We start from the raw sequence: 25,134 nt of genomic DNA, 5'->3' as shown, positions 1-25,134 counted from the left end.
TATGGGAAAGTTAGAAGAATTTTCCATCAACGAATGGAAGCAAATTAAGGCAGACTTAGAAAAATTATTGCAGCAACTTAAAAGTGCAATACAAAACGATCCCAAACTTATTATTATTGATAATGCAGAGTTGCTAAAAATCTTTAAAATAAGCTCAAGAACTGCTCAGCGTTGGCGAGACCTAAATCTAATCGGGTATTCGAAAATTAGTGGTAATATTTTTTACACAATGCAAGACGTAATTAATCTTTACCAAGAATACTACGAAGAGCCACGTTCTAAAATGAAACAAATTATAAATAGTAGGAAAATAGATAATTCTTAAACTTTTATAATCAAAATTGTCGGGTTTTAAAAACCTGATATATACATCAAAGTTAGCCTAATCAGGCAAGCTATTTCCTTTAATTAATATCAATACCGCAAAGCGATGTAAATCATCGCTAGGCTGTGTATTGTCTAAACTCAAATAAAAAATGAAAGAATATTATATTATAAAACCCAGTATTTTAAACCTTGAACAACGTTTAGAAAAATTTCCGCCCAATTTTAAATTCTGTAAAGATTATGCTCTATGGTTAATTAGTGAAATCATAAGAAAGACAGCCTATAAATTAGAAAGTTAAGAAGAAGAAATATGGGTGCCGTTATGTTCTACGATTTCAAAAAAGCATCCTTGTCATTATCGGGATCATTTAAGGTATTTATGTGAGAATTTTCCTAGTGTTGGTAATGTACTTTTTAGAAAAGAATACACTAAAGGCAGCTGTTATTCCTATAGGTTATCACCGTATTTTTTCGGTGAGGAAGTTGAAATTATAAAAATTACCGATAAAAAATTGCTCAAATATTTAAGACGTGATGATTGTCTAAATAGCAATAATATATTCAAAAAAAGCTACAACTTTTTAGGTAAGTATTTTAATGAAAAGTTGACTATTCAAACCACCGAAGCGAGCAAGAAAAATAAAACCCTGTTCGGTAACGAGTTTGATTACAGAAAGCACCTGTTTAATGCCGTACAAATTTGTGATATCGCAAATAAAGAATTTTCTATAAAATATACTGAAAGGTCAGACGGTAGGTTACACCACCAATTAACAAGGCTCTCAAAACCATTTCGAAAGTTCTTAAGATACGACAGCAAAAAACTAGCAGAATGTGATGTGTCAGCATCTGTTCCTACAATGGTTAACTATTTATTAATGAATATGGATAAGGGAAGTATTCATCTAGATAATGTAATTAATTCTAGTAAGTATTATTATCGTCATTATATGTTCTGTAAAAAGGCGGTAACGCCTATAAATAGTGAGATTGAACTTTTCGTTCAAAAAGTGTTATCGGGTAAGTTTTATGAAATGTTTATTGAGGATATGCATACCATTCATCATTTCGATACAAGTTTACAACAAGATGAATATTTCCTTAAAAATGTGCGTGAAATTTGCGGCCACGAATTTGATGGTGATGAAAGAGATTTAAGAAAAGTGATGAAAACAAAGATTCTAGCAATGTTTAATGCAAAACCAAAACATTACTTAAACGAAGAAGCAGTTTTTGGTATGTATTTCCCAAGCATTCTAAAATGGATAAAAACATTCAAAAAGCCAAGACACCAATTTTTCTCTTATTTAACCTTACAGTTGGAAAGTTATTTTATGCTAGAAGTTCTAGCTAGGAAATTCAATAAAATATTTAAGGGAAAGATGCCGTTATTTACGCTTCACGACTGTTTAATAACCACCGAAGATAATATTGATGAGCTACATCTATTTATGAAAGAAACCCTCGCAGAAGCCTTAAATTTTACTCCTATACTTAAAGTTGAAGTGTGGGAGTAATAAACAAAAAAGGTTTAGCTAATAGAATGATTTAAAAAATCTTAAATTTGGTTCAAATACATCAATTCTAAAGAATGACCTCTACCGAAATTCAAGAAAAAGTAAAGGAGTTGGTAAACAACTTTAATCCTGAAACTTTTATATACGATTTATTGCGTGCCTATGGCATCTCAAAATCATCTATTACACGCTTACAAAAAGGAGATTTTAACCTTGCCAAAAATGAAGGCGAAATCCTATACAAAAAGAAACTCTTTTTTAAAGAAGCAGAGGGAGATAAGCTAATGGCATTGGTAGAAGATATAAGCCAAGATGAAAACCTAAAGCATAACCCTAGGTTTATCATTACCACCAATTACCAAGAAATAGCAGCCAAAGATACACGCACTGGTAAAAATTTACACATCCCCATTGCAGACTTGCCTAAAAACCATAGTTTTTTCTTGCCTTGGGCAGGCCAAGAAGTTTACGAAGCCACAAACGAGAACGAAGCCGACCGTAAAGCTTCTTATCGTATGGCAAAGCTCTATGATATTTTGATTGAAGAAAATCCAAACATTCTAGAAAACGGCGTGCACGACCTCAACTTGTTTTTCTCGCGTTTGCTGTTTTGCTTCTTTGCGGAAGATACCGATATTTTCCCTGTAGAGGGAATGTTTACCAATACCTTAATGCAGCACACCCAAAAAGATGGGCGCGATGTAAATCATTTTTTAGATGAGCTTTTTCAAGTGTTAAATCTAAAAAAAACCGAGCGAAAAAATGTGCCTGCACATTTAAACCAATTCCCTTATGTAAACGGAGGTTTGTTTAAAGACAAATTAAGCGTACCGCAGTTTAACAAAGAGGCTAGAGACATTCTACAAGAAAGCGGTGAGTTAGATTGGAGCCATATTAACCCCGATATTTTTGGCTCTATGATTCAAGCGGTGGTTAACCCAGACCAACGTGGTAATCTCGGGATGCATTACACCTCTGTGCCCAATATAATGAAGGTGATCAAACCTTTGTTTTTAGATGAATTGTATGATGAATTAGAAAACGCCAGAGGTAAATCTAAAAAGCTACGTAAACTAGTAGAGCGGATTAGTAAACTGAAAATATTTGACCCTGCCTGTGGTAGCGGTAATTTTTTAATTATTGCCTATAAAGAACTCCGTAAACTCGAAATAGAGATCTGGCAAGAAATTTTAGAAACCGAACCCCAACAAAGTTTTATTTATTCTAAAATAGAACTCACCCAGTTTTACGGCATAGAGATAGACGACTTTGCCCACGAAATTGCCAAACTATCCCTGTGGTTGGCAGAACACCAAATGAATAAATATTTCGAAAACCAACTAGAACTCGGGAAGTCTAACCCCATTTTACCTTTAAAAGCATCTGGTAATATCACCTGCGCCAACGCCACTCGCATAGACTGGGAAACTGTTTGCCCAAAACAAAAAGGCGATGAAATTTATTTGTTAGGGAATCCGCCGTATTTGGGTTCGCGTAATCAGAAGAAAGAACAAAAAGAGGAAATGAAAGCTCTTTTTAAAAAAGATTACAAAAGTTTAGATTATGTTGCAGCTTGGTTTTATAAAGGAGCTAACTTTGTTAGAGGAATAAATGCCGAATTAGCTTTTGTTTCAACCAATTCAATTTGTCAAGGGGATCTAGTGACCAAAACTTGGCCTAGAATTTTAAAAGAAGGTATTGAAATCGGTTTTGCTTATCAATCCTTTAAATGGGAAAATAATGCTAAGGGCAATGCTGGGGTAATTGTTATAATTGTAGCTCTTCGTAATAGCAAGACAAAACAAAAGATGCTTTTTATTGATGGGATTAAAAAGAAGGTAAATCATATAAATGCATATTTAGCAGACGCTAAAGAAATCTTTATTAAGGGTAGAAGTTCATCCCTATCTAATTTTCCTAAATTGACATTCGGCAATATGCCAAACGACGGTGGTAATTTGTTATTAGATACTGAACAAAAAAAAGAACTTATTTCTTCGTTTCCAAAAGCTTCAAATTTTATCAAGAGATTTGTGGGTGCAAGAGATTTTTTAAACAGTATTGAAAGGTATTGTTTAAATATTGAAAATTCTAAACTTTCTTTAGCTAGAAAAATTCCTATTATAGAAAAAAGATTAATAAAAGTTGAAGAAAAAAGGAAGGCAAGTAGTGAGTCTAGTACAAGGAAGCTCGCAGAAGAACCACATAGTTTCTACTTTTTTCCTCATAAAAATACGGAATCTATTCTTATACCTAGACATTCCTCGGAAAGGAGGGAGTATATCCCAATAGGTCTTTTTGATGAATCTACAATAATAGCAGATTCTGCTTTAGCTATTTACGATGCAGAGCCTTGGATATTTGGCGTGATTTCCTCTAAAATGCATATGGCGTGGGTTAGGGCAATAGGAGGTAAATTAAAAACAGATTACCGTTACTCAGCTAAAATTTGCTACAACACCTTTCCTTTTCCAACTATTAGTAAAGTTAGAAAAGCACAAATAGAAGAAAATGTTTTTGCAGTGTTAGAAGAGCGTGAAAAACACCCCGAAAAAACTATGGCACAACTCTACGACCCCGATAAAATGCCAGCAGGCTTACGCCAAGCCCATAAAGACCTAGATGCCGCCGTAGAACGCTGCTACCGCCTCAAACCTTTCGAAAACGACACCCAACGTTTAGAATATTTGTTTAAAGAGTATGAGAAAATGGTGAAGGAGAATAAGGGTAAATAAAATAGCTTATGATTAAGATTAAATTAAGACCGAGAGATGAATTAATAGTTCGAAAATATGTAAAAGAATATAGTGCATCAGAAGATAAAGAGCTATTTAAAGAGGGATTAATAGAATGGCGGTATTTTAGAATTAAGTTTTTAAAAGATCACAACATAGATTATAGCAAAGATTACGCATTAGCTATTTTAGTAGAGATATTCAAACAATTGGGATTTAAAAAAGAATTGGAAGAATGTTATAAAGCATTTGAAGAATAACACGACATTTTATACTTGATATTATAAGAAGGTATATTAATAGAAATGTTTTATTTATAATGTAAAACCACATAAACCAATAGATTAATAAAAGATAATAAAGCTATTTTTGAGAAACTTAAAAGTTTTCGAAGTGATGTGCTAAGTAATGTAGTTACAAGTATTATTATAAACTCAAAATTGTTTGGTTAATCGCTTTTTGCAGTTTATCATTTGTTTCTACATTTAATATTTTCTTATTGTAATAATGAGTGATATTTTGCAATACTGATTTATGCATTATAAAATGAAAGATATATTAGACGAATTATTGGGTTTACCTTCAGAAAATGAAGTGGTAGAGTTTAAAGAAGCTAAACAGCAATACGATAGAAATAAGCTTGGTAAGTATTTTTCTGCTTTAGCCAATGAAGCAAACCTAGAAAATAAAACTTCGGCTTATCTGGTTTTTGGAGTAAAAGATAATCAAACCATAGTAGGTACTAATATATCAGAAAAACAGCTTAATGAATATAAAAAAGAAATAGCCGATCACACTTCTCCGAAATTAGGGTTTATTTCCACTAATCGATTTGTTCGCGAAGGTAAAGTAGTAGTAGTTTTAGAAATTCCTGCCGCTCCAAAGGGTATGCCTGTTAGCTGGAAGGGTTTCAAATATGGTCGAGATGGTGAAAGTTTAGGCGCTTTAAACGATAATGAATACGATCGTATAAAAAATCAAGTAAAGCAAACAGATTGGAGTGCTCAAATCATTAAAGAAGCGAGTATTACAGATTTGTCAAACCAAGCGATAAAAGAAGCTAGAAAGCGTTTTATTCAAAAGAATAAAAGTTTAGCCGAAGAAGTTAAATCTTGGTCTGATGAGGTTTTTCTAAACAAAGCAAAAATTACAATAAAAGGTAAAATTACAAATACAGCAATTTTACTACTCGGTAAACCTGAAGCTGAACATTACATTAATCCTTCAAGGGCTACGGTAACTTGGATTTTAAAAGATGCAGATAATATAGAAAAAGATTATGAGCATTTTACCTGTCCTTTATTATTAAACGTAGTAGAAATCGGGAAGAAAATAAGAAACCTTAAATATCGATATATTAATGATGATTCCTTATTTCCAGATGAAGTAGATCAGTATGATCCTTATATTATACGCGAAGCATTAAATAACTGTATTGCCCATCAAGATTACACGTTAGGTGGTAAAATAGTAGTGGTTGAAAATGAAAACTCTACTTTGGTTTTTTCAAATTCAGGCGATTTTATTCCGCAAAGTATCGAAGCAGTCATCAATGCTGATTCTCCTGAGCAAAATTATAGAAATGCCTTTTTAACCAATGCAATGGTAGGTCTTAATATGATCGATACCATTGGGAGTGGTATTAAAAGAATGTTTAAAATTCAAAGTAAGAAATTCTTTCCCTTACCAGATTATGAATTTGGAAATCAAAAAGTGAAAGTAACCATTACAGGGAAAGTTTTAGATATAGATTATGCGCGAAAATTAGCTCAACTACCTAGTTTATCACTAAATGAAATTATTTTGTTAGATAAAGTTGCTAAAAATAAAACACTTACAAGCGATGAAGGAAAATATTTAAAAGATAAAAAATTAGTAGAAGGTAGACGGCCTAATCTACATATATCATCGAAAGTAGCTAAGGCTACTGGAGAAAAAGAAGAGTATATAAAAATGCGAGGTTTTAAAGATGATCATTATAAAAAAATGATTTTAGATTATTTACAAGAATATGAATCTGCTAGTAAAAAAGATTTAGATAAATTAATATTAGATATTCTTCCTAATGTTTTAGATGAAGATCAAAAAAAGAATAAATTAAGAAACATTATTTATGCAATGTCTAAGCGTGATGTTTCTATTACTAATACAGGTACAAATAGAAAACCTATTTGGAAAAAAGTTTAACTAACTAACGATAGAAGTCTTTTTTTAGATAAACTTTTAGATAAACTTTTAGATAAACTTTTTGTTAGTTGTTGTAATAGAGTTTCTTATAAACATTCTTAATTTTAGGGGTTAGATAAACTTAATATAGTTTTTCTAGTTAATTAAATAAAAAAACAAATGCCAGATTTAGTAAAAGTCAATTATAAACAGACAGGTAAGAGTAAAAAAACCAATGCGCTAGGAATGCGAGAAATGCAAGAAAGAGCATTTGAGGCAAGAACAGCACAATATTTATTAATAAAAGCTCCTCCTGCATCAGGTAAATCTAGAGCATTAATGTTTATTGGCTTAGATAAACTGCGTAACCAAGATATTAAAAAAGTAATTGTAGCGGTTCCTGAACGTTCTATAGGTAGTTCTTTCGCGCCAACAAAATTAAAAAAATACGGTTTTTTTGAAGATTGGCAACCAAACCCTAAATATAATCTTTGTACGCCTGGCGGTGAAAAATCAAAAGTCGATGCCTTCATTAATTTTATGAATAGTGAAGAAGAAATTCTTATTTGCACACACGCTACACTTCGTTTTGCTTTTGATGCCATAGAAGAAAAGCATTTTAATGATACATTAATTGCTATAGATGAATTTCATCACGTATCAGCCGAAGGTACAAATAGGTTGGGTAGTGTATTAAGTTCTATAATGGCAAAGTCAACAGCTCATATTGTTGCAATGACGGGTTCTTATTTTAGAGGAGATAGTATTCCTATTTTGTTACCCGAAGTAGAAGCGCGGTTTATAAAAGTAAAATATGATTATTACGAACAACTTAATGGGTATGAGTATTTGAAATCTTTGGGGATTGGCTATCATTTTTACCAAAGAAAATACACAACAGCAATTCACGAAATTTTAGATGAAAATAAAAAAACCATTATTCATATTCCAAGTGTAAATTCTGGGGAATCTACCAAAGAAAAATATGAAGAGGTAGGCAAAATAATAGATACGCTGGGTGAAATTGAATACCAAGACTCAGAAACAGGAGTTATTTACGTTAAATCACATAAAACAGGTAATCTTATAAAAGTAGCCGATTTGGTAAATGATGATCAAAAATCAAGAGATAAAATTCAAAACTATTTACGTAATGTAAATGCTCCAGAAGATATCGATATTATCATAGCTTTAGGGATGGCAAAAGAAGGTTTTGATTGGCCATATTGTGAGCAAGCCTTAACGGTAGGCTATAGAGGTTCATTAACAGAGATTATTCAAATTATAGGTAGAGCTACAAGAGATAGCAATAATAAAACACACGCTCAATTTACCAATTTAATTGCTCAACCAGATGCCCAAGATGATGAGGTAAAACTTTCAGTGAATAATATGCTAAAGGCGATTACCGCTTCTTTATTAATGGAACAAGTTTTAGCTCCAAACTTTAAATTTAAAGCAAAATATCCAGAAGAAGATGATAATGAATATGAGGATAACAAGGAGGGGAATAATCAAGTAAATGAAGATCCAAATACTATTCATATAAGAGGCTTTAAAGAACCTTCAACAGCAAGAGTAGAGCAAATTATCGAATCAGATTTGAATGATTTAAAAGCAAAGATTCTTCAAGATAATGATATGCTGAAAGCAATGCCGAGTGAGACTTTGGAGCCAGAGGTTATCAATCAAGTTTTGATACCTAAAATTATTAAAGAAACCTATCCTGAACTTTCAGATGATGAAGTAGAAGAAGTAAGACAACATATTGTAGTGGATTCAGTTATTAAAAACGGAAGTATAGAAGAACAAGGTGATAGGCGTTTTATCAAAATGGCAGATACCTTTGTCAATATAGATGAAATACATATAGATTTAATAGATAGTGTAAACCCGTTTCAAAAAGCATTTGAAATATTATCCAAATCAGTAACAGCGCCTGTTTTAAGAACTATCCAAGAAACCATAGATGCGTCCAGAATTCAAATGACGGAAGAGGAAGCTATTCTCTTGTGGCCTAAAATAAAAGCTTGGGTGCAAAAAACAGGAAAAAACCCAGATATAAAATCTTTAGAGCCAAAAGAAAAAAGAATGGCAGAAGCAGTTATTTTCTTAAAAGAACTAAAGCGTAAACAAAAACAAAATGTCTAAAGATAAGTTAAGCATAGAAGATATTTTTGAAGATGATGATTTAGGTATTTTAAAAGATACTTCTAAGCAGTCTAACGTAAAATCTACAGATCAGCGTTTAATAGAATCTTTTGAAGAAATCAATGCTTTTGTAGATGAAAAAGAAAGAGAACCGGAGCAAGGTAATGGTATTTCAGAAATGCGTTTGTATTTACGCTTAAAAGGCTTTAGAGAAAATGATAAAAAGAAATTTGCATTAAAAGATGTTGATAGGCATAATTTATTGTTTGAGCCTAAAAAAGTTGAATCTGTAGCCGATATTTTAGAAGATGATGATTTCGGTTTGTTAGCGGAAGATGAAGAAGGTACAAGTATTTTTGATTTCAAACATACCCCAAAAGATAAAAAAGAAACCGATTTTGTGGCGCAACGTAAAGCAATGTCAGATTCGGAATTTGAAAAATATGATAAGCAGTTTAAAAAAGTACACCAAGAAATTAAATTAGGCTTACGTAATTTAAAATCCTTTAAAAATGCAGAAAAAAACTTAAAAGAAGATAAGTACTATATTCTTGATGGTGTTTTATTGTATTTAGAAGTGGGTGATATTTCGGAAGCAGTTAGAGAATTAGGGGATAGAGTCCGTAAAGACGTAAGAACAAGGACTGTTTTTGATAATGGCACTTACAGTAATATGCTTTATCGGTCTTTAGCAAAACAATTATATAATAATGGTAAAGTAGTAACAGATTTAGAAGAAGACAGCGAGAAAGAGCTATTTACAAATGTAGAACAACTAGAAGAAGGCGATAACGAAACAGGCTGGATTTACGTGCTGAAATCTAAATCAACTCACCCAGAAATTAGTAAGCTTAATAACTTATATAAAATAGGTTTCTCTACCGTGCCCGTTCAAAAAAGAGTGATTAATGCAAGAAATGAAGCTACCTATCTAAATGCAGAAGTAGAAGTAATAGCAACCTTTAAATGCGTTAATGTAAACACACAAAAATTTGAAAATTTAATCCACCGCTTTTTTAGTCAGGCACAACTACAAATAGATATTTACGATAAAAATAAAAATAGAATTACTCCAAGAGAATGGTTTGTGGTTCCTTATCCAATAATAGAAAGAGCAATAGGTTTATTTAATACTGGTGAAATTATCAATTACCACTACGATTTTCATAATGAAAGAATTACCAAAAACAGCTAATAATTATAATTGTTTGTGACAAAGAATAATTTTAAATGAATTATAATTAACAAAAAGCGCTTTTATTGGAATTTTATTTAACTGATTATCAGTGATTAAAAATATATATGTAAATGTAGTTGAAAATTTAGGCGTGTAAAGAAATGTAATAATTAAATAATATAAGTGCAGTGTGACAAATACTATGACTAGCTTAAATAAATACAATTCGTTTATTTTAAAAAATCTTGATGACAAAAAAGTAAAAGTCAGTAATGAATTATGCAAACTTTTAGAAAATCATTTTAAAATTCAAAATAGTTACGCTCGTAAAATAATACAGCGAGCAACTCAAAAAGGAATAATAAAATCCTCAACGCCTTTAACTTTTGGTAAGGGGCAATACGCTTACTGTAAGCCTACCACAAATTTCACGAAAGACAGAATAAAATCAGTTTGTAGAAATCATAGACCAACATTATATCGTTTACTTGTGGGCTTAGATATAAATGAGGGCATTTTATCATATTACGAAGCATTAAAAATTACTGCCTCACCACTTACCAAAGGATTTTCCAAAGTTGATTATCTAAATGATTTGATTTCATTGTTATTAGATTTGGATGTAGTTTATATTAAAGTAGATAAAAATTTAGTAAAGTACATTATTTTAAAAAATAAGAATGAAGAAGAGGAAAATTTAATGCAACTTCATTTTTCTAAAATGTCTTTGGATACAGTTTTTGTAAGGGATATAATAGATTGGTTGATAAAATCTAATTTGATAGATAATAAGAACATTATTTATAGAAATAAAAATAACCCATCAAAAGGAGCTAAACATAATAACTTAATTTGGGATGCATTTGGTTATACGAAAACAACAGGCTTAAATCCATCGCTAGCTATAGAATCTAATGTGCCGGCTAAACAAACTTTAGTTGTGTTAGATATTTTATTAAGTAGAGATTATGAACAAATTGACTTGGATGGTTTCTTAAAACGTATTCAAATAAACCTAAATTCAGTTTCACAGGGAAAACGAAAAGTAATACCTATAATTGTCTATAGAAATTGCAAAAGCTCAATTCTAAATAAGATTAAAAGTCTCGGTTTTTTGAGTTATGACATTGGTTCAGTTTATGGTTCTAATATTTTTAGTGTTTTAGAAAATTTATCTAAACTTCAGATCAATAAGAAGTTGTTGGAGGAAGATGATTTTGAAAGGATCATTAAAGATACTTTAGAAACTATTAATATTTCTGGACAAGGTGACCAACTAAAAGCAATAAAAGGCACTTTGTTTGAAATTATGATGTATCAAGTTTTAAAACACATTTACTCTACCGCAGAAATACTTCCTAATTTTAACTATTCAAGAATAAATAAGAACAATATTCAAGAAAGATATGAATATGATTTTATAATCAAATCATCAAACCCAAAAGAAATTATAGTTGTTGAGGTTAAAGGTTATAAATCAACTTACGAAATACAATTAGGAGATTACGAATCAAAATATACAACAAATTGGTTCTTCAAGAGAACTTTACCGTTCGTTAAAAAGAGATTTCAAACAGAATTAAAAAGTGATTATAGATTTAGGGCTTGTTATATTGCGTCTTGTGATTTTAGCGAAGAAGCAATAGAAGATTTAGAAAAATTACAGGAGGGCATTTTTAAACCTAAAAAAATGGATATGTATTATGACAGGAAGAAGTTACTTGATTTTCTCTTAGATAATGATTTTAAAAATTTAGAGTCTATAATAAATAAATTCTACGCTTAATAAATTTTATCCTCCCCAAGCAAATAAGTATAACTTCCATTGCATTACAGCTATACCTATTTTGCTTTCCGCTAAGTAAAAGCTAAAATACTTCCATAAATTACAGTATTTCAGCCCTTACTTTTTGCCTTTGCGCTTTTAATCTCGTTTTCAAAACAATATTTATTACAAACTAACAAAATCCGTGGCAGGTAATAAGGAGAGCTTCCGTCATTCTGTTTTGTTTCATAATACATAGCTGCAAGGTCTTTAGATTATCAATAAAAACCACCTAAAAATAGCTTATTCAACACATTTTAAGCAAACAACATAATAAACCTTGCATCTACCATTCATACGCTTTCTACGCCTTCCGTCCTCAGGCTTCAAAAGCTATTCATTTGTAGTATTACACACACGCCATTCCTACAGCACCCGCAGCTACTCTTGCACCCAAACCCATAAAGATATGCTACGCAAGTATATAAGTTGGGTGCAACCGCTGCTTCATAATGTGCGAGCCTGCGATCACAACGGGCTGATAGGTTCGTCACAGTAATTGAAACATCCATATTTGCATAAAGCTTATTTGTTTTATTCCCGATGCTCATAAAAAAACAAGCCTTATTGCAAACCGCGCAAAAGAGCTGATTTTACACTTCATTACAAGCACTACGCCCTGCACTAACCAATAGTTAAATATATCTTTCCAGTTATGTTTAATAAGGCAAATAAACAGGATAAAAATTCATTTTAAAACGTGCAAGCTCCGAAGCTTTTCATTCCGTTGCAAAACAGCCCTTTCCTTCCCCAACCGATTCAATTACTGCGCCAAACCAGTGTAAACATAGCACTAGCGGTATTACATACCTCTAGCTAGTACACCCGTTGTTCAACTCGCAGTCGGCTCGCGCCTTTAGATTACCTGCCGAATAATAAAAACGTTCAATTAAAAATTTACCGATTATAAATCAAAATAAATTATATAACAATCTCAAACATAAAGCAAAGGTACAGGCGTGCGGATGCGAGAGCCACAAGGGTACGCTATCGCCTGTTGAGCAAAAATCTCCACCCTTGCGGGTAGTATTTTCACTCACAGCCCTTGCACCAATCGCACCGTTCCTGTTTAAAGGCAATATGTTTAATATTTTATATACAGCTCACATCTGCAACTGGTGGTTGCACGTGGGCACACGTTCAAAAGGCAGTCCTTTTGGCTTTAATGTAAATTATAAAGGCTATAAAGAGCTTTCTATACGCATTTTTTGGCTAGAGGTTTGTCTTTCAGAGCTCCCATTTTAGGGGGCTCTTTTTTTTAATCTATTAAAAACCTTGAATTAATCAATTTGCATTATTTCTGTCTTAACTTCCTCCTAAACTCTAAATAGCAATTTTTAAGTAAAATGACTTCTGATGAGACATAATGCCAATAGCAACCAAGAGTAAACTAAAAAGACTCTTTATGCCGATATTTGCAAATAAGTATTCTAAGCCGAATTTTCTCCGTGCCAACTCCTAATTAAATGCGTATTAACCTAAAAATTATAAATAAAATGGGAAAAATTAATCAAGGAATTCTAGGTGGATTATCTGGAAAGGTCGGAAATGTAATTGGTGGTAGCTGGAAGGGCATCGATTACTTAAGAATTAAGCCATCTAGTGTAGCAAACCCGCGAACTAAGGGGCAAGTTAATCAACGTACAAAATTTGCAGTTACACTTCAGTTTTTACAAGCGGTAAAACCTTTCATCAAGGTCGGTTATAAAAAATTAGCCATAAAAAAAACAGAATTCAATGCTGCAATGTCATTTATTTTAAATAATGCGATTACAGGGATTGAGCCAAATTTTGAAATTGATTATCAGAATGCTAAATTAAGTAGGGGTGCTTTATCTGAACCACTAAATGCGGCAACAGACCTGACTGTTCCAGGGCAAATTACATTTAACTGGGATGATAACTCGGCTGAAGGTAATGCGAATGAAAACGATAAAGCAATGCTTTTAGCTTATAACCCTTTGAAAAGAGAGTCAATTTCGGTCTTAAATGGTGCTCAGAGAGATGCAGGTGCAGAAATAATCACTATACCATCATCGTACTCAGGAGATAATTTAGAGCTGTTTATGGCCTTTATTTCAGAGGATGAAACAGAATTATCCAACAGTATATATTTAGGGTCTGGTACGGTTGCTTAGGGAAAAAAATATATACTGCTTTAACCGCTTCAAATTGGAGCGGTTTTTTTTGCTCTTAATTGTACCCTTATTTGTACCTTCATTAAAAAAAGATAGTATAAAATATTCACGAAAAACCCTCAAAAGTCAAGTATAGTAGGACTTAAAACAAAAAACCCCGATCGTGAGATCGAGGTTTTGCGGTGGTGCCTCCAGGAATCGAACCAGGGACACAAGGATTTTCAGTCCTTTGCTCTACCAACTGAGCTAAGGCACCAGTGCTTGTTAGCGGTGGCAAATATATATTCATTTTTAATATCTGCCAAATAAATTAATAAAAAAAGTAAATTTGTCTTTTTGAAAATCCCTTTGAAGTGAAGAATTTAGCAATAGATATAGGCAATACTTTAGTGAAACTAGCTGTTTTTGAGAATAGTAGGTTGCTAGAATTCAAGATTACTTCCGCAGAAAATATTTTATTCGTCTTGGGCGAAGTAGGGGTGAATCATCCTGATATCTCTACATCAATCATCGCTTCTGTAACCGGAAGCCATAAAGAAAAGGTAAAGAATGCATTAAAAAACGAGTCCATTCTAGAATTAACTGCAACAACTCCAGTTCCATTTCGTAATTTATATGGTACACCGCATACTTTAGGGATAGATAGAATCGCTTTAGCGGCGGCGGCGATAAGTGAATATCCTAATAAAAATGTGTTGGTAATAGATGCGGGAACCTGCATTACTTACGATATGATAACAAAAGAGCACGAATATATTGGAGGAGCTATTTCTCCAGGAGTGAATATGCGTTTGGAGGCGATGCATAATTTTACGTCTAAATTGCCGTTAATTCGTATAGAAAAAGAAACCAGTGCCAAATTTATAGGTACAACCACCCAAGAAAACTTAGAGATAGGCGCATTAACGGGGGCTGCATTAGAAATAAATGGCTTTATAGAAAGTTATAAACTTCAATATCAAGATTTAACAGTTATTTTAACAGGTGGCGATAGTCAACTGTTGTCTAAGAAAGTAAAAAATGGCATATTTGCGCCCTACAATTTTCTGTTGAAGGGATTAAACCATATTTTGGAATTTAATACAACTAAATGATTAAGAAAACATTTTTTTTTATAGTACTGCTTTGTTCAGTATTTGTAAATGCACAAGAAAACACTTCTTCTCCATATTCTTTTTTTGGAGTAGGAATCAATAAATTCAACGGAACGGCAGAAAACAGGTCGATGGCTGGTATGGGAATTGTCTCAGATAGTATTCATATCAACCTTCAAAATCCCGCGGGTTATGGAGCTTTAGGTTTAACAGCTTATACCTTAGGAGGTTCTCATTCTTCGACAAAAATTGAAAGTTCAAGCGCTTCAGATAAAGCCTCTTCTTCTACTTTTGATTATTTAGCGATGGCTTTTCCTGCAGGAAAGCTAGGTTTTGGACTTGGAGTAATTCCATATAGTTCTGTAGGTTATGAGATGGAAGATATTACTAGTGAAAGCGCCAGTAGGTTTAGTGGTAGTGGAGGTTTAAACAAGCTATTTTTGGCGGTAGGTTATGAAGTAACCAAAGAATTGCGTGTGGGAGTAGAAGGAAGTTATAACTTTGGAAATATCAAAAATAAGAACTTCCTTTTTCAAAACGGACTTCAGTTTGGAACAAGAGAAACCAACAGATCTGACCTTAGCGGATTTAAAGTCAATTTTGGAGCCCAATATGAGAAGCATTTAAAATCTGGCTTACAGCTTTCAGGTTCGGCTAGTTTTTCTCCTTCCACAAAAATAAATGCTGAAAATCAAAGACAATTGGCAACGCTAATTTTAAATTCTAATAATGACGAAATTTTAGCAGACATTAGAGACATTGAGCAAGAAGATACCGAATTGACCCTTCCTTCTGAACTGAAAGTGGGAGGTGGAATAGGGCAACCTAAAAAGTGGTTTGCAGGAGTTGAGTATGGAAGAAAATCTTCTAGTGATTTCACCAATAGGTCTTTTCAATTAAATAATGTGAACTATACAGATGCTAGCAGTTATAAGTTGGGAGGCTATTATATTCCTAATTATAATGATATTACAAGCTACTTTCAGCGTATTGTGTATAGAGCAGGTTTTAGATATGAAGAGACAGGGTTAAATATTAATACAGAGGATGTAAATGAGTTTGGCATATCTTTTGGAGTGGGATTACCAGCAGGAAACTTTCTAACCAATGTTAATCTAGGAGTTGAGTATGGTGAAAGAGGCACTACAAGTAATAATTTGGTAAAAGAACAATTTGTGAACGTGTTTTTAAGCCTTTCCTTAAACGACAAATGGTTTATCCAAAGAAGATTCGATTAATAAATAAAATAATAACTATATTCAATTATGAAAACTAAATTCTTCATCTTATTATCAGGAATTTTTTTAACTACAGGAGCTATACATGCACAGCAGGTAGATTGTAATACCGAATTGGCCTTGTTCACTCAAAGTGCAAAAATAAAAGATTACGATGCGGCAAAGCCACATTACGAAAAGCTTATAAAAAATTGTGAAGCTAGCAATTTGGCTATCTACCAATATGGAGAACGTATGTTTAAACATTACGCTAAAAACGCTCCAGAAGCTAAGAAAAAAGCTGCTGCAGAAGCTTTGATTGAAAATTATAAGAAAAGACTTAAATGCTTCCCAGGTAAAACCGAAGTAGGAGAAACCTACGCGAAGATTGGTGAGGCTATGTATGACAATAATATTGGTACGAAAGAGGAGCAATTAGCAATGTTTGATAAGGCTTGGAATGAAGATAAAGAATCGTTTGATGCGCCAAGATCATTGTATGTGTACTTCAATATTATGGTTGAATTACAAGATGAGGGTAAAAAAGAATTGCAAGATGTTTTTAACCTATATGACAATGTAATCAAGCAAGTGGAAGAGCAAGAGGTTTACCGTGCTTCGCAGGCTGAGCCTTTGCTGAAGAAGCAAGAAGAAGGAGAGAAACTAAACTCAGACGATACAAGAACACTTAATAATTCTGAAATCTATTTGTCTAACTTTAGTAAAATTAAAGCTGGAATTAATGGATTGTTAGGAGAAAGAGCAGATTGTGAAAATTTGATTCCATTATATAATAAAGATTTTGATGCAAAGAAAACCGATGTAGAATGGTTAAAAAGAGCTGCAAAAAGACTTTCGGCTAAAGACTGTACAGACGATCCAATTTTCTTTAAGTTAGTGGAGGCGTTACATACTTCAGATCCTTCTGCAAAATCTGCACTTTACTTAGGTCAACTGGCTGATAAAGATGGAAAATCTGCAAAAGCCTTGGAATATTATAATCAAAGTGCTGAGTTAGAAGATAACAACTTAGATAAAGCGAGAGTTTATATGAAAATCGCAGGAAACTATAAGTCAAAAGGTAGTTTATCTACAGCGAGAAACTATTATAAAAAAGCCTTAAATGCGCAGCCTTCTTTAGGAGTTGCTTACTTACAAATTGCAAGTATGTATGCTTCTAGCGTTAACTCTTGTGGAGATTCGTCTTTTAATAAAAGAGCCGTATATTGGTTAGCTGCAGATTATGCAGATAGAGCAGGAAGAGTAGATCCATCTATCAAATCAACCGCAAGCAAATCAGCTAGTAGTTATAGAGGTTTAGCTCCGCAGAAATCAGATATTTTTCAAGAAGGAGTAAAAGAGGGATCCACCATTAAAATTGGATGTTGGATTGGAGAAAACGTTAGAGTACCAGCCATATAATTAGAATGTTAAAAACATACCGAAATCATAGAATAAGCATTGTCGTGATCCTCTTTACGACAATGCTTTTTTCTTGTCAAGACCGGCTTAATGAAGTGAGAAAATGGGACGTGGATGAAGGAAAACCTCAAACTGCAGGAAAAGGAATCAATCTTTTTTATACCGATAGCGGAGCAGTAAAAGCCAATTTAAGAACTCCCTTGATGCATGATTTTACCCATTTAGAATTTGCTTATAGAGAATTTCCAGAGGGATTAGAATTAGATTTTTTTGACGATCAGAATAAAAAGAATACTATTATTGCAGACTACGGAATTATGTACGAAAAGACAGATTTGGTAGATTTGCAAGGAAATGTGGTAATTACCACAGCAGATAGTACCGTGCTCAACGCCAATCAATTGTACTGGGACCAAAAGAGAGGTTGGGTATTTTCTGATATTAACTACAATATCAAATTAAATAATGGAGCTTTAAATGAAGGGGAAGGTTTTGATGCTAACGAAAAATTCGATAAATTCATATCTAGATCCAATAAAGGAGTGCAAATTGTAGAAGAGAACGAATGATATGATGAAATTTTTTAAATACTTTGAGTACGCCTACCTCGTTATAGCAGCTTTTTTTGCGTTCGAATCCTATAGAATTTGGAGTAGCGAAAGAGATAGAGCCTATATTTTTATTTTCTTTGTAGCCTTGGCTATTTTTATGTATTTCTTTAAAAGAAGATTTAGGAAAAAGATAGAGCAAAGTAAAAAACCATAAATGGAGGTAAACATATTAATAATAGTTCTTTCCTTAATATTCTCAGCGTTTTTCTCTGGTATGGAAATCGCCTATGTCTCGGCCAATAAAATTCATATAGAAATAGAGAAAAAGCAAGGCAGTTTTCTTTCTAATATCTTGGCGCGACTCACTAGAAAACCATCTAAGTTTATTGCAACGATGCTAGTGGGTAATAATATCGCTTTAGTAATTTATGGTTTTTTTATGGGAGACCTGTTGGTAGATCTGCTCACCGCACAGGTTCCTTTAGAAAATGCATTTCTTAATTATTGGTTAACCGACGGACTTATTCTTAGTCAAACTATCATTTCTACCTTAGTAATTCTTTTTACTGCGGAATTTCTTCCTAAAGTATTTTTTCAAATTTACGCCAATAGCTTACTCAAGTTTTTCGCGCTACCCGCCTATTTCTTTTACATATTCTTTTCTTTCATCTCCTCTTTTGTGATTTGGATTTCTGATTTGGTATTAAAATCTTTCTTCAAAACCGATGGTGATGAAGTGCAGCTCGCCTTTAGTAAGGTAGAGCTGGGAAATTATATCAACGAGCAAATGGACTCCGTAGAAGAAGACGATGATATTGATTCTGAAATACAAATATTTAAAAATGCGTTAGAATTTTCTGAAGTAAAATCACGAGAAGTGATGATTCCTCGTACAGAGATTATTGCGGTAGATATTTCAGAATCTCCTAAAAATTTAATAGACATCTTTACGGAAACAGGGCTGAGTAAAATTTTGGTCTATAAAGAAACCAATGATGATATCGTAGGCTACATTCATTCTTTTGATTTATTTAAAAAGCCAAAAGATATTAAAACGATTATGATGCCCGTACTTTATGTGCCAGAAACCATGTTGGTAAAAGATGTCTTGAATATTCTTATCAAAAAGCGTAAAAGTATAGCCGTGGTGATTGATGAGTATGGAGGAACCAGCGGAATTATGACTGTAGAAGATATTGTAGAAGAGCTTTTTGGGGAAATTGAAGACGAACACGATGCCGTAGTTTTAATTGAAGAAGATTTAGGAGAAGGGATGTATAAATTTTCGGCAAGAATGGAAATAGACTATATCAATGAAACCTACAAGCTTAACCTCCCCGAAGGAGAAAATTACGAAACTTTAGGAGGCTTCATCGTTCACCATACAGAGGAAATTCCCGAAAAGAACGGACAGGTAGTTATTGACGGATTTAAGGTATTGATCTTAGATGTTTCCAATACAAAAATAGAATTGGTACAAATTCAGGCGATAGAAGAAGATTAATTTTAGTCTTCTTTAACATTTTAAGGAGTTTCTGTTTTATTGTTTCGGTAATTATCTTATTTTCGCCCACTATTATTTAGACAAATCAATATTAAAGATGGCAGTATTAAATAAAATAAGACAACGTTCAGTTTTTTTGATCGTAATCATTGCATTGGCATTGTTTTCATTTGTATTAGCAGATGTAATTAGAAACAGTGGGTTTTCAAAAAATCAGAGCAGTGTTGGTGTAGTGAATGGCAATGAGATTTCTAGAGAAGATTTTGCTAGACAAGTAGAGTCTGTTCAGCGTAACGCCCAAGGAAACGTTACTACCGCACAAGCTGTAAATAGAGTTTGGGACAATAAGTTGCGAGAAACTCTTTTAGACGAGCAGTTAGAGGAGTTGGAGATTGAAGTAGGTCAAGGCCAAATCAACAATGTTTTAAGACAGCAGTTCGCAGGAAATCAAAACTTCACTAATGAAGCAGGAATGTTTGATTTTGGTGTAATGAGAGAATATGTGGCTAATCTTAAGGCAACTTCTCCAGAAGCTTACCAACAATGGCTAGCTGTAGAAGAAAGTGCTGCAAAGCAAGCTAAAGCAGGTATTTACTATAATATGGTGAGAGCTGGAGTAGGAGCAACTTTACTGGAAGGAGAGCAGGCTTACAAGATGGAAAACGATAACATCGATTTAAACTTTGTAAAGATTCCTTACGAAAGTGTAGGGGAAGTAGAAGTTTCTAAAGATGAAATTAAAAGCTACTTAAAAGATCACAAGGGGAAGTATGAAGTAGAAGCTTCTAGAGATATTCGTTATGTGTTTTTTGAAGAAAAAGCATCCACTTCAGATGATGCAGAAACAAAAGCAGAATTAGAAAAGTTAATGAAAGATCGTGAAGAGTACAATGAAGTATCTCAAGCGAACGAAAAATTAGATGGTTTCTCCAAAACCAGCAATAACGAAGAATTTGTAAATGAATTTTCAGATTTGCCTTACGAAGAGCGTTTTAAGTTTAAAGATGAGTTAAGAGGTGATAATGCAGACAAGATCTTTAACTTATCAGAAGGACAGACTTTTGGACCTTACAAAGAAGGTGGCTTCTGGAAAGTAACCAAAGTGACTGGAGTAAAGCAAATGGTAGATTCTGTAAAAGCAAATCACATCTTGGTGGCGCATAAAGACAGTCCTGTAGGAAGTGAGTTAGACAGAACTAAAGAAGAAGCCAAGAAATTAGCAGATAGTATTTTAACGCAAGTAAAATCGAATGATTCTTTATTTGCATCGTTAGCAAAAGACTATTCGGCAGATACTACTTCTAAAGATAATGGCGGAGACTTAGGATGGGTAGATTATAGAAATACTACTTCTTCTCCTTTTATTGATTATATTTTTGATGCAAATTCAGGGAAATACGGCGTTGTAGATACAGAGTATGGGTACCATGTTGTATTTATTGAAGAAGCAAAGTCACCTAAAAAGGCCGTGAAAATGGTAAACTTAGGAAAGGAAATTGAGCCTTCAGAAAAAACCACAAACGACTTATTTTCTACGACTACAAAATTTGAAATCGCCGCGGGTAAGAAGGATTTTGACGAGGTGGCAAAAGAGAGCGGTTACGAAGTAAGACCAGTTAAAGGCATTAAAGCGATGGAAGAAGCTTTAAGAGGAATTGGGAATCAAAGAAGAATCGTACAATGGTCTTTTGAAGAAGAAACCTCTACGGGCGATATTAGAAGATTTGACCTTCCTAATGGTTATGTGGTTGCTCAATTAACTGCTAAAAACAAAAAAGGATTGATGAGTGTAGAAGAAGCTTCTCCAGAAGTTACTCCTTTAATTAGAAAAGAGAAACAAGCTAAAATGATTAAAGATAAAATATCTGGAAGTACGCTTTCAGAGATTGCATCAAATCAAAATGTTTCTGTAGAGAATGCCTCTTCTGTAAACTTAGGAAGTCCAGTATTGCCAGGAGCAACATCAGAACCGAAAGTAGTAGGTGCTGCGTTTTTCTTAGAAAAAGGAAAAATGAGCAAGCCTATTGATGGTGTAAAAGGAGTGTATGTGGTAGAGGTTACTAATAGAGCTGAAGCTGCACCACTTAACTCTTATAGAATGGTTGCTGCAAGAAAAACAAAAGAGCGTGCTGCACAAGCTACTTCTAGATTAGTAGAAGCTTTAAAGAGCAGTGCAGAGATTGAAGATAATAGAGCTGCCTTTTACTAGATTTAAAGGAAACTCTAAACAAAAAAGACCGCTATTTTAGCGGTCTTTTTTGTTTTATTGTAGATTTTAATGCCAATTAAGCAATCGAACCTTTCGGTTTTGTTACAATTTCCTTCTTTGTAAATCTCTTGCAGAATGGTGAATGGTCAAAATATCAATTCATTTTTCAGTTACAACTCGGTAAATTATTCGGTAATTACCTTCCAAAATTTCTCTAATATCTCCGTTTCGATATTCAGGAACTTTTAGTCCAAAGTAATTTTGAGATTTCAGAATTAAAGTTCGTTTACGTATTTTAAATACTTGTTGTTTAGCTTAAAGTTTTGAATCTTTAGAAATATAAGTGGCAATATCTTTTAAGTCATTTTTTGCTCGAAAAGTCCAATTTATTCGAACCATTCCTCTACTTCTTTATCAAATTCATTTTCGCTTAAAATTTCTCCATTTTCAGACTGCATTTTTCCATGCTCGATTTTTTCCATTAGAATTAGTCGTTCTATTAAATCGTCAATCGAAAACTGTTCGGGAAAACTTTCAATTTGCTATTTTAATTTCGTTTTTGTAATCATAATTTTTATTTAAAAATACGAAAGTTTTAATTTGATGAGTATTTGATTGAAATGTAGGATAGCTTTACCTAACATTTGCGTTTAGAATAAAATATCATTTCGGAAAAAGGAATGATAGTAGCATAGCCTAAATCTTTAAAATAAGACATCGTTTCTTTAGTTCCTGTGGCTAAAACGAAATCTCCTCCCCAAGCCCCAAGACTTTTAATACTACCTTTAAATTCGCTGAATAGCTGATTTTTGATGCTTACAGTTTGTAAAACTTTAGCAAGAATCTCTTCGTGTCTATTGATTTGTGTTTCAAATTCAGATAAAGTGAGATTTGGCTTTAATAAAGAAGTTGTAATCTGATTTATTTCTGCGATGGAAGTTTCTTTTTTCTCCGCTTCCAAAGAGCGATAATGCCGAATCGCTTCTCGGCTATTTTTCTTCTGATTTAAATACACAAAAAACAGTTGATCGCTAAAGTTAGGCTGAAAGTATACCGGAGTTACTTTTGGTTCCAGCTTATTTCTTTCATAAATAATGGGAGTATCCTTTTCCGCGCAAGCGATATCATAACCGCTGCCTCCAAAAGTTTTTTCTAGCAATTGGTAAGGATTGATCTCTGCCCACTGCGATAAATTCTGAATTAAAGTAGAAGAGGAGCCCAACCCCCAATCCCTGGGAAACTCCAAAAAGGAATTGATTTTAAAGCCTTGTTGAAAATCTAAATGGGAAGAAAGCGTAGCCACTTTTTGTAAAATTTCAGCCAGATTTTTTACAATCTCCTTATTCGTGTTATTTTTCTTTTCAAGTTGGTAGTCAATTTTTTCTTTAGTAAAAACAAATTCCTGCGAAAACCATAAACTGCCATCGGCTAAATAGCTACTCCATTTAATTACGGGCTCGCCAATTTCTTCCACTGTCATTTTTTGACCAAATTTCGTGGGTATCGCTAAAGCTCGCGCTCCGTCGAGTACCACATATTCTGCGGTGAGTAATAATTTTCCGTGGGCGTAATAGTTTTTAGGCATTTCTCAATTGTTCTAGAACTTCGACTACAGCGCTATGGGTTACGGTATGTGTTTTAAAATGTGCTTTTACCGTTTCTTTTTCGCTGGGAGTGGCGTTAAATTGATTGAGAATATTCATAAGGTGCATTTTCATATGGCCTTCTTGAATTCCTGTGGTTACCAAAGATTTTATAGCAGCAAAATTTTGCGCTAATCCAGCAACGGCAACTATTTTCATCAATTCTTTAGCGGTAGGATTTCCTAACATTTCCATCGCCAATTTCACTAGGGGATGTAAATTTGTAAGTCCGCCAACGGTTCCTAGCGCCAATGGAACTTCAATAGAAAATATAAACTGACCATCTACTACTCTAGCCGAAGTAAGGCTGCTGTATTGTCCGTTTTTTGCAGCGTAGGCGTGTATACCTGCTTCTACTGCTCTAAAATCATTTCCGGTAGCTAAAACCACCGCATCAATTCCGTTCATTATACCTTTGTTATGGGTCACGGCGCGATACGGTTCTACTTTGGCGATATTCACAGCCTCTACAAACTTGCGAGCAAAATGTTCGGCTTCCGCATTAGTGGGAAGCAAGTCTTTTACGGGGCAAGAAACTTCCGCTTTAGCGAGACAATTAGGAACATAATTAGAAAGGATGCTCATAATCACTTCTAGCGGTTGCTGCGTATTGCTGAAATTAAAATATGTTGCAGCTTCTTGTCTTAAATTGAGAGCAATTTCTTCTAAGCATGAGTTGATAAAGTTGGCGCCCATCGCGTCTAGAGTTTCAAATTCTACGTGAATCTGATAATAGTTCGCTAAAGCGGAAGTCTTATCTCGCAGTTCTAGACTTAAAATTCCGCCGCCTCTTTTTTCCATATTTTTGGTAAGCGGTTGAAGACGTTCTAAAAGCAAAGGTTTCGTTTTGCAGAAGAATTTTTCTAATCTAGAAAAGCTTTCCGTAAACAAAAAGTGAACTTGACCTACTTTTCTGGTGTCGATTACTTCGGCTTTAAAACCACCTTTATCACCCCAAAATTTTGCAGCATTACTTGCCGCAGCAATCACAGAGCTTTCTTCAATCGCCATAGGAATGGCATAAATCTCGCCGTTAATATTAAAGTTGGGAGCAATCCCAAAAGGCAAGTAGTAGTTAGAAATGGTATTTTCTGTAAATTCGTCGTGGAGCTTTTGTAGGTTCTCATCTGGATTCCAATAGTTTTGTAAAACCTGAGTTGCCTTTTCTTTATCTTTAAAATAGTTTTGGGTAAGCCAGTCTATTTTTTCTTCTTTATTGAGTTTAGAAAATCCTAAAATTTGCTTCATGGGTTGTGATATCAACCGCAAATATACGATACAGATTTTTTAATCTGACACTGCTTTTGTAATTCCGTAAAGGAAGACTAGAGATAAGTTTTTAACTGCTGATATTATTGGAGAGAAACGAACTTCAATTGAATCTGGCTATTGAAGCTATTTTTTGGGTCACTAAGAGATTCGAGATATTAACATATTCTTAGTATTTAACACTAAAAA

At 33.5% G+C, this 25,134-nt stretch carries 18 protein-coding genes and 1 tRNA gene; 16 read left to right on the top strand and 3 right to left on the bottom strand.

Annotated elements, in window-relative coordinates; translation table 11 throughout:
• Nucleotide 1: 1 nt before the first annotated feature.
• From RLT85_RS06030 to RLT85_RS05985, 10 genes are all read left to right on the top strand, one after another.
• Nucleotides 2-325, top strand: coding sequence for a protein kinase family protein (locus RLT85_RS06030; RefSeq protein ID WP_311401134.1), 324 nt, complete (start codon nucleotides 2-4; stop codon nucleotides 323-325).
• A gap of 151 nt (nucleotides 326-476) precedes the next feature.
• Nucleotides 477-626: a hypothetical protein gene (locus RLT85_RS06025; protein ID WP_311401133.1), complete on the top strand. Its 150-nt coding sequence runs from the start codon at nucleotides 477-479 to the stop codon at nucleotides 624-626.
• Between the two features lie 213 nt (nucleotides 627-839).
• The gene (locus RLT85_RS06020; RefSeq protein WP_311401132.1) at nucleotides 840-1,844 is read left to right on the top strand and encodes a hypothetical protein; all 1,005 of its coding nucleotides are present in this window, start codon (nucleotides 840-842) and stop codon (nucleotides 1,842-1,844) included.
• 74 nt (nucleotides 1,845-1,918) lie between these two features.
• Nucleotides 1,919-4,579, top strand: a complete 2,661-nt coding sequence (locus RLT85_RS06015; RefSeq protein ID WP_311401131.1) for a class I SAM-dependent DNA methyltransferase — start codon at nucleotides 1,919-1,921, stop codon at nucleotides 4,577-4,579.
• Nucleotides 4,580-4,587: 8 nt separating this feature from the next.
• Entirely contained in the window at nucleotides 4,588-4,839 is a 252-nt protein-coding gene (locus RLT85_RS06010) for a hypothetical protein (protein ID WP_311401130.1), read from the top strand.
• Nucleotides 4,840-5,125: 286 nt separating this feature from the next.
• Complete coding sequence (locus RLT85_RS06005) at nucleotides 5,126-6,766, top strand: RNA/DNA-binding domain-containing protein (protein ID WP_311401129.1); 1,641 nt, start codon at nucleotides 5,126-5,128, stop codon at nucleotides 6,764-6,766.
• Between the two features lie 159 nt (nucleotides 6,767-6,925).
• Entirely contained in the window at nucleotides 6,926-8,896 is a 1,971-nt protein-coding gene (locus tag RLT85_RS06000) for a DEAD/DEAH box helicase (RefSeq protein WP_311401128.1), read from the top strand.
• Nucleotides 8,889-10,091, top strand: coding sequence for a GIY-YIG nuclease family protein (locus RLT85_RS05995; protein ID WP_311401127.1), 1,203 nt, complete (start codon nucleotides 8,889-8,891; stop codon nucleotides 10,089-10,091). The genes RLT85_RS06000 and RLT85_RS05995 overlap by 8 nt, the downstream gene beginning before the upstream one ends.
• Nucleotides 10,092-10,275: 184 nt before the next feature.
• Nucleotides 10,276-11,859, top strand: a complete 1,584-nt coding sequence (locus tag RLT85_RS05990; protein ID WP_311401126.1) for a hypothetical protein — start codon at nucleotides 10,276-10,278, stop codon at nucleotides 11,857-11,859.
• 1,505 nt (nucleotides 11,860-13,364) lie between these two features.
• Nucleotides 13,365-14,036, top strand: a complete 672-nt coding sequence (locus RLT85_RS05985) for a DUF6266 family protein (protein WP_311401125.1) — start codon at nucleotides 13,365-13,367, stop codon at nucleotides 14,034-14,036.
• Between the two features lie 183 nt (nucleotides 14,037-14,219).
• Here RLT85_RS05985 and RLT85_RS05980 read toward each other — a convergent pair.
• A tRNA-Phe gene (locus RLT85_RS05980) sits at nucleotides 14,220-14,292 on the bottom strand.
• 97 nt (nucleotides 14,293-14,389) lie between these two features.
• On the opposite strand from RLT85_RS05980, the gene RLT85_RS05975 reads away from it, so the two are divergent.
• The 6 genes from RLT85_RS05975 to RLT85_RS05950 all read left to right on the top strand — a co-directional run bounded on the left by RLT85_RS05975 (nucleotide 14,390) and on the right by RLT85_RS05950 (nucleotide 22,033).
• Nucleotides 14,390-15,130 (top strand): type III pantothenate kinase, encoded by a 741-nt coding sequence (locus tag RLT85_RS05975; protein ID WP_311401124.1) that lies wholly within the window; start codon nucleotides 14,390-14,392, stop codon nucleotides 15,128-15,130.
• Entirely contained in the window at nucleotides 15,127-16,368 is a 1,242-nt protein-coding gene (gene bamG, locus RLT85_RS05970) for a BamG family beta-barrel-assembly machinery protein (RefSeq protein ID WP_311401123.1), read from the top strand. Before RLT85_RS05975 ends, bamG begins: the two co-directional genes overlap by 4 nt.
• Before the next feature lie 27 nt (nucleotides 16,369-16,395).
• On the top strand, nucleotides 16,396-17,769 hold the full coding sequence (locus tag RLT85_RS05965) for a hypothetical protein (RefSeq protein ID WP_311401122.1): 1,374 nt from the start codon (nucleotides 16,396-16,398) through the stop codon (nucleotides 17,767-17,769).
• A 5-nt stretch (nucleotides 17,770-17,774) separates the two neighbouring features.
• Nucleotides 17,775-18,338, top strand: a complete 564-nt coding sequence (lptC, locus tag RLT85_RS05960; protein WP_311401121.1) for an LPS export ABC transporter periplasmic protein LptC — start codon at nucleotides 17,775-17,777, stop codon at nucleotides 18,336-18,338.
• Between the two features lie 196 nt (nucleotides 18,339-18,534).
• Nucleotides 18,535-19,824 carry a hemolysin family protein gene (locus RLT85_RS05955; protein WP_311401120.1) on the top strand — a complete coding sequence of 430 codons (1,290 nt, stop codon included), beginning with the start codon at nucleotides 18,535-18,537 and terminating at the stop codon, nucleotides 19,822-19,824.
• Between the two features lie 97 nt (nucleotides 19,825-19,921).
• Nucleotides 19,922-22,033, top strand: a complete 2,112-nt coding sequence (locus RLT85_RS05950) for a peptidylprolyl isomerase (RefSeq protein ID WP_311401119.1) — start codon at nucleotides 19,922-19,924, stop codon at nucleotides 22,031-22,033.
• Between the two features lie 637 nt (nucleotides 22,034-22,670).
• Here the strand turns inward: RLT85_RS05950 and RLT85_RS05945 are convergent.
• Both RLT85_RS05945 and RLT85_RS05940 read right to left on the bottom strand, forming a co-directional pair.
• Nucleotides 22,671-23,618, bottom strand: a complete 948-nt coding sequence (locus tag RLT85_RS05945; RefSeq protein WP_311401118.1) for a GYDIA family GHMP kinase — start codon at nucleotides 23,616-23,618, stop codon at nucleotides 22,671-22,673.
• Complete coding sequence (locus tag RLT85_RS05940) at nucleotides 23,611-24,924, bottom strand: hydroxymethylglutaryl-CoA reductase, degradative (protein WP_311401117.1); 1,314 nt, start codon at nucleotides 24,922-24,924, stop codon at nucleotides 23,611-23,613. Before RLT85_RS05940 ends, RLT85_RS05945 begins: the two co-directional genes overlap by 8 nt.
• Nucleotides 24,925-25,134: the final 210 nt, after the last annotated feature.

Source organism: Mesonia ostreae (assembly GCF_031845265.1).
In the GTDB taxonomy this organism is placed as follows: Bacteria; Bacteroidota; Bacteroidia; order Flavobacteriales; family Flavobacteriaceae; genus Mesonia; species Mesonia ostreae.
This window is presented reverse-complemented; position numbering and strand designations above follow the sequence as displayed.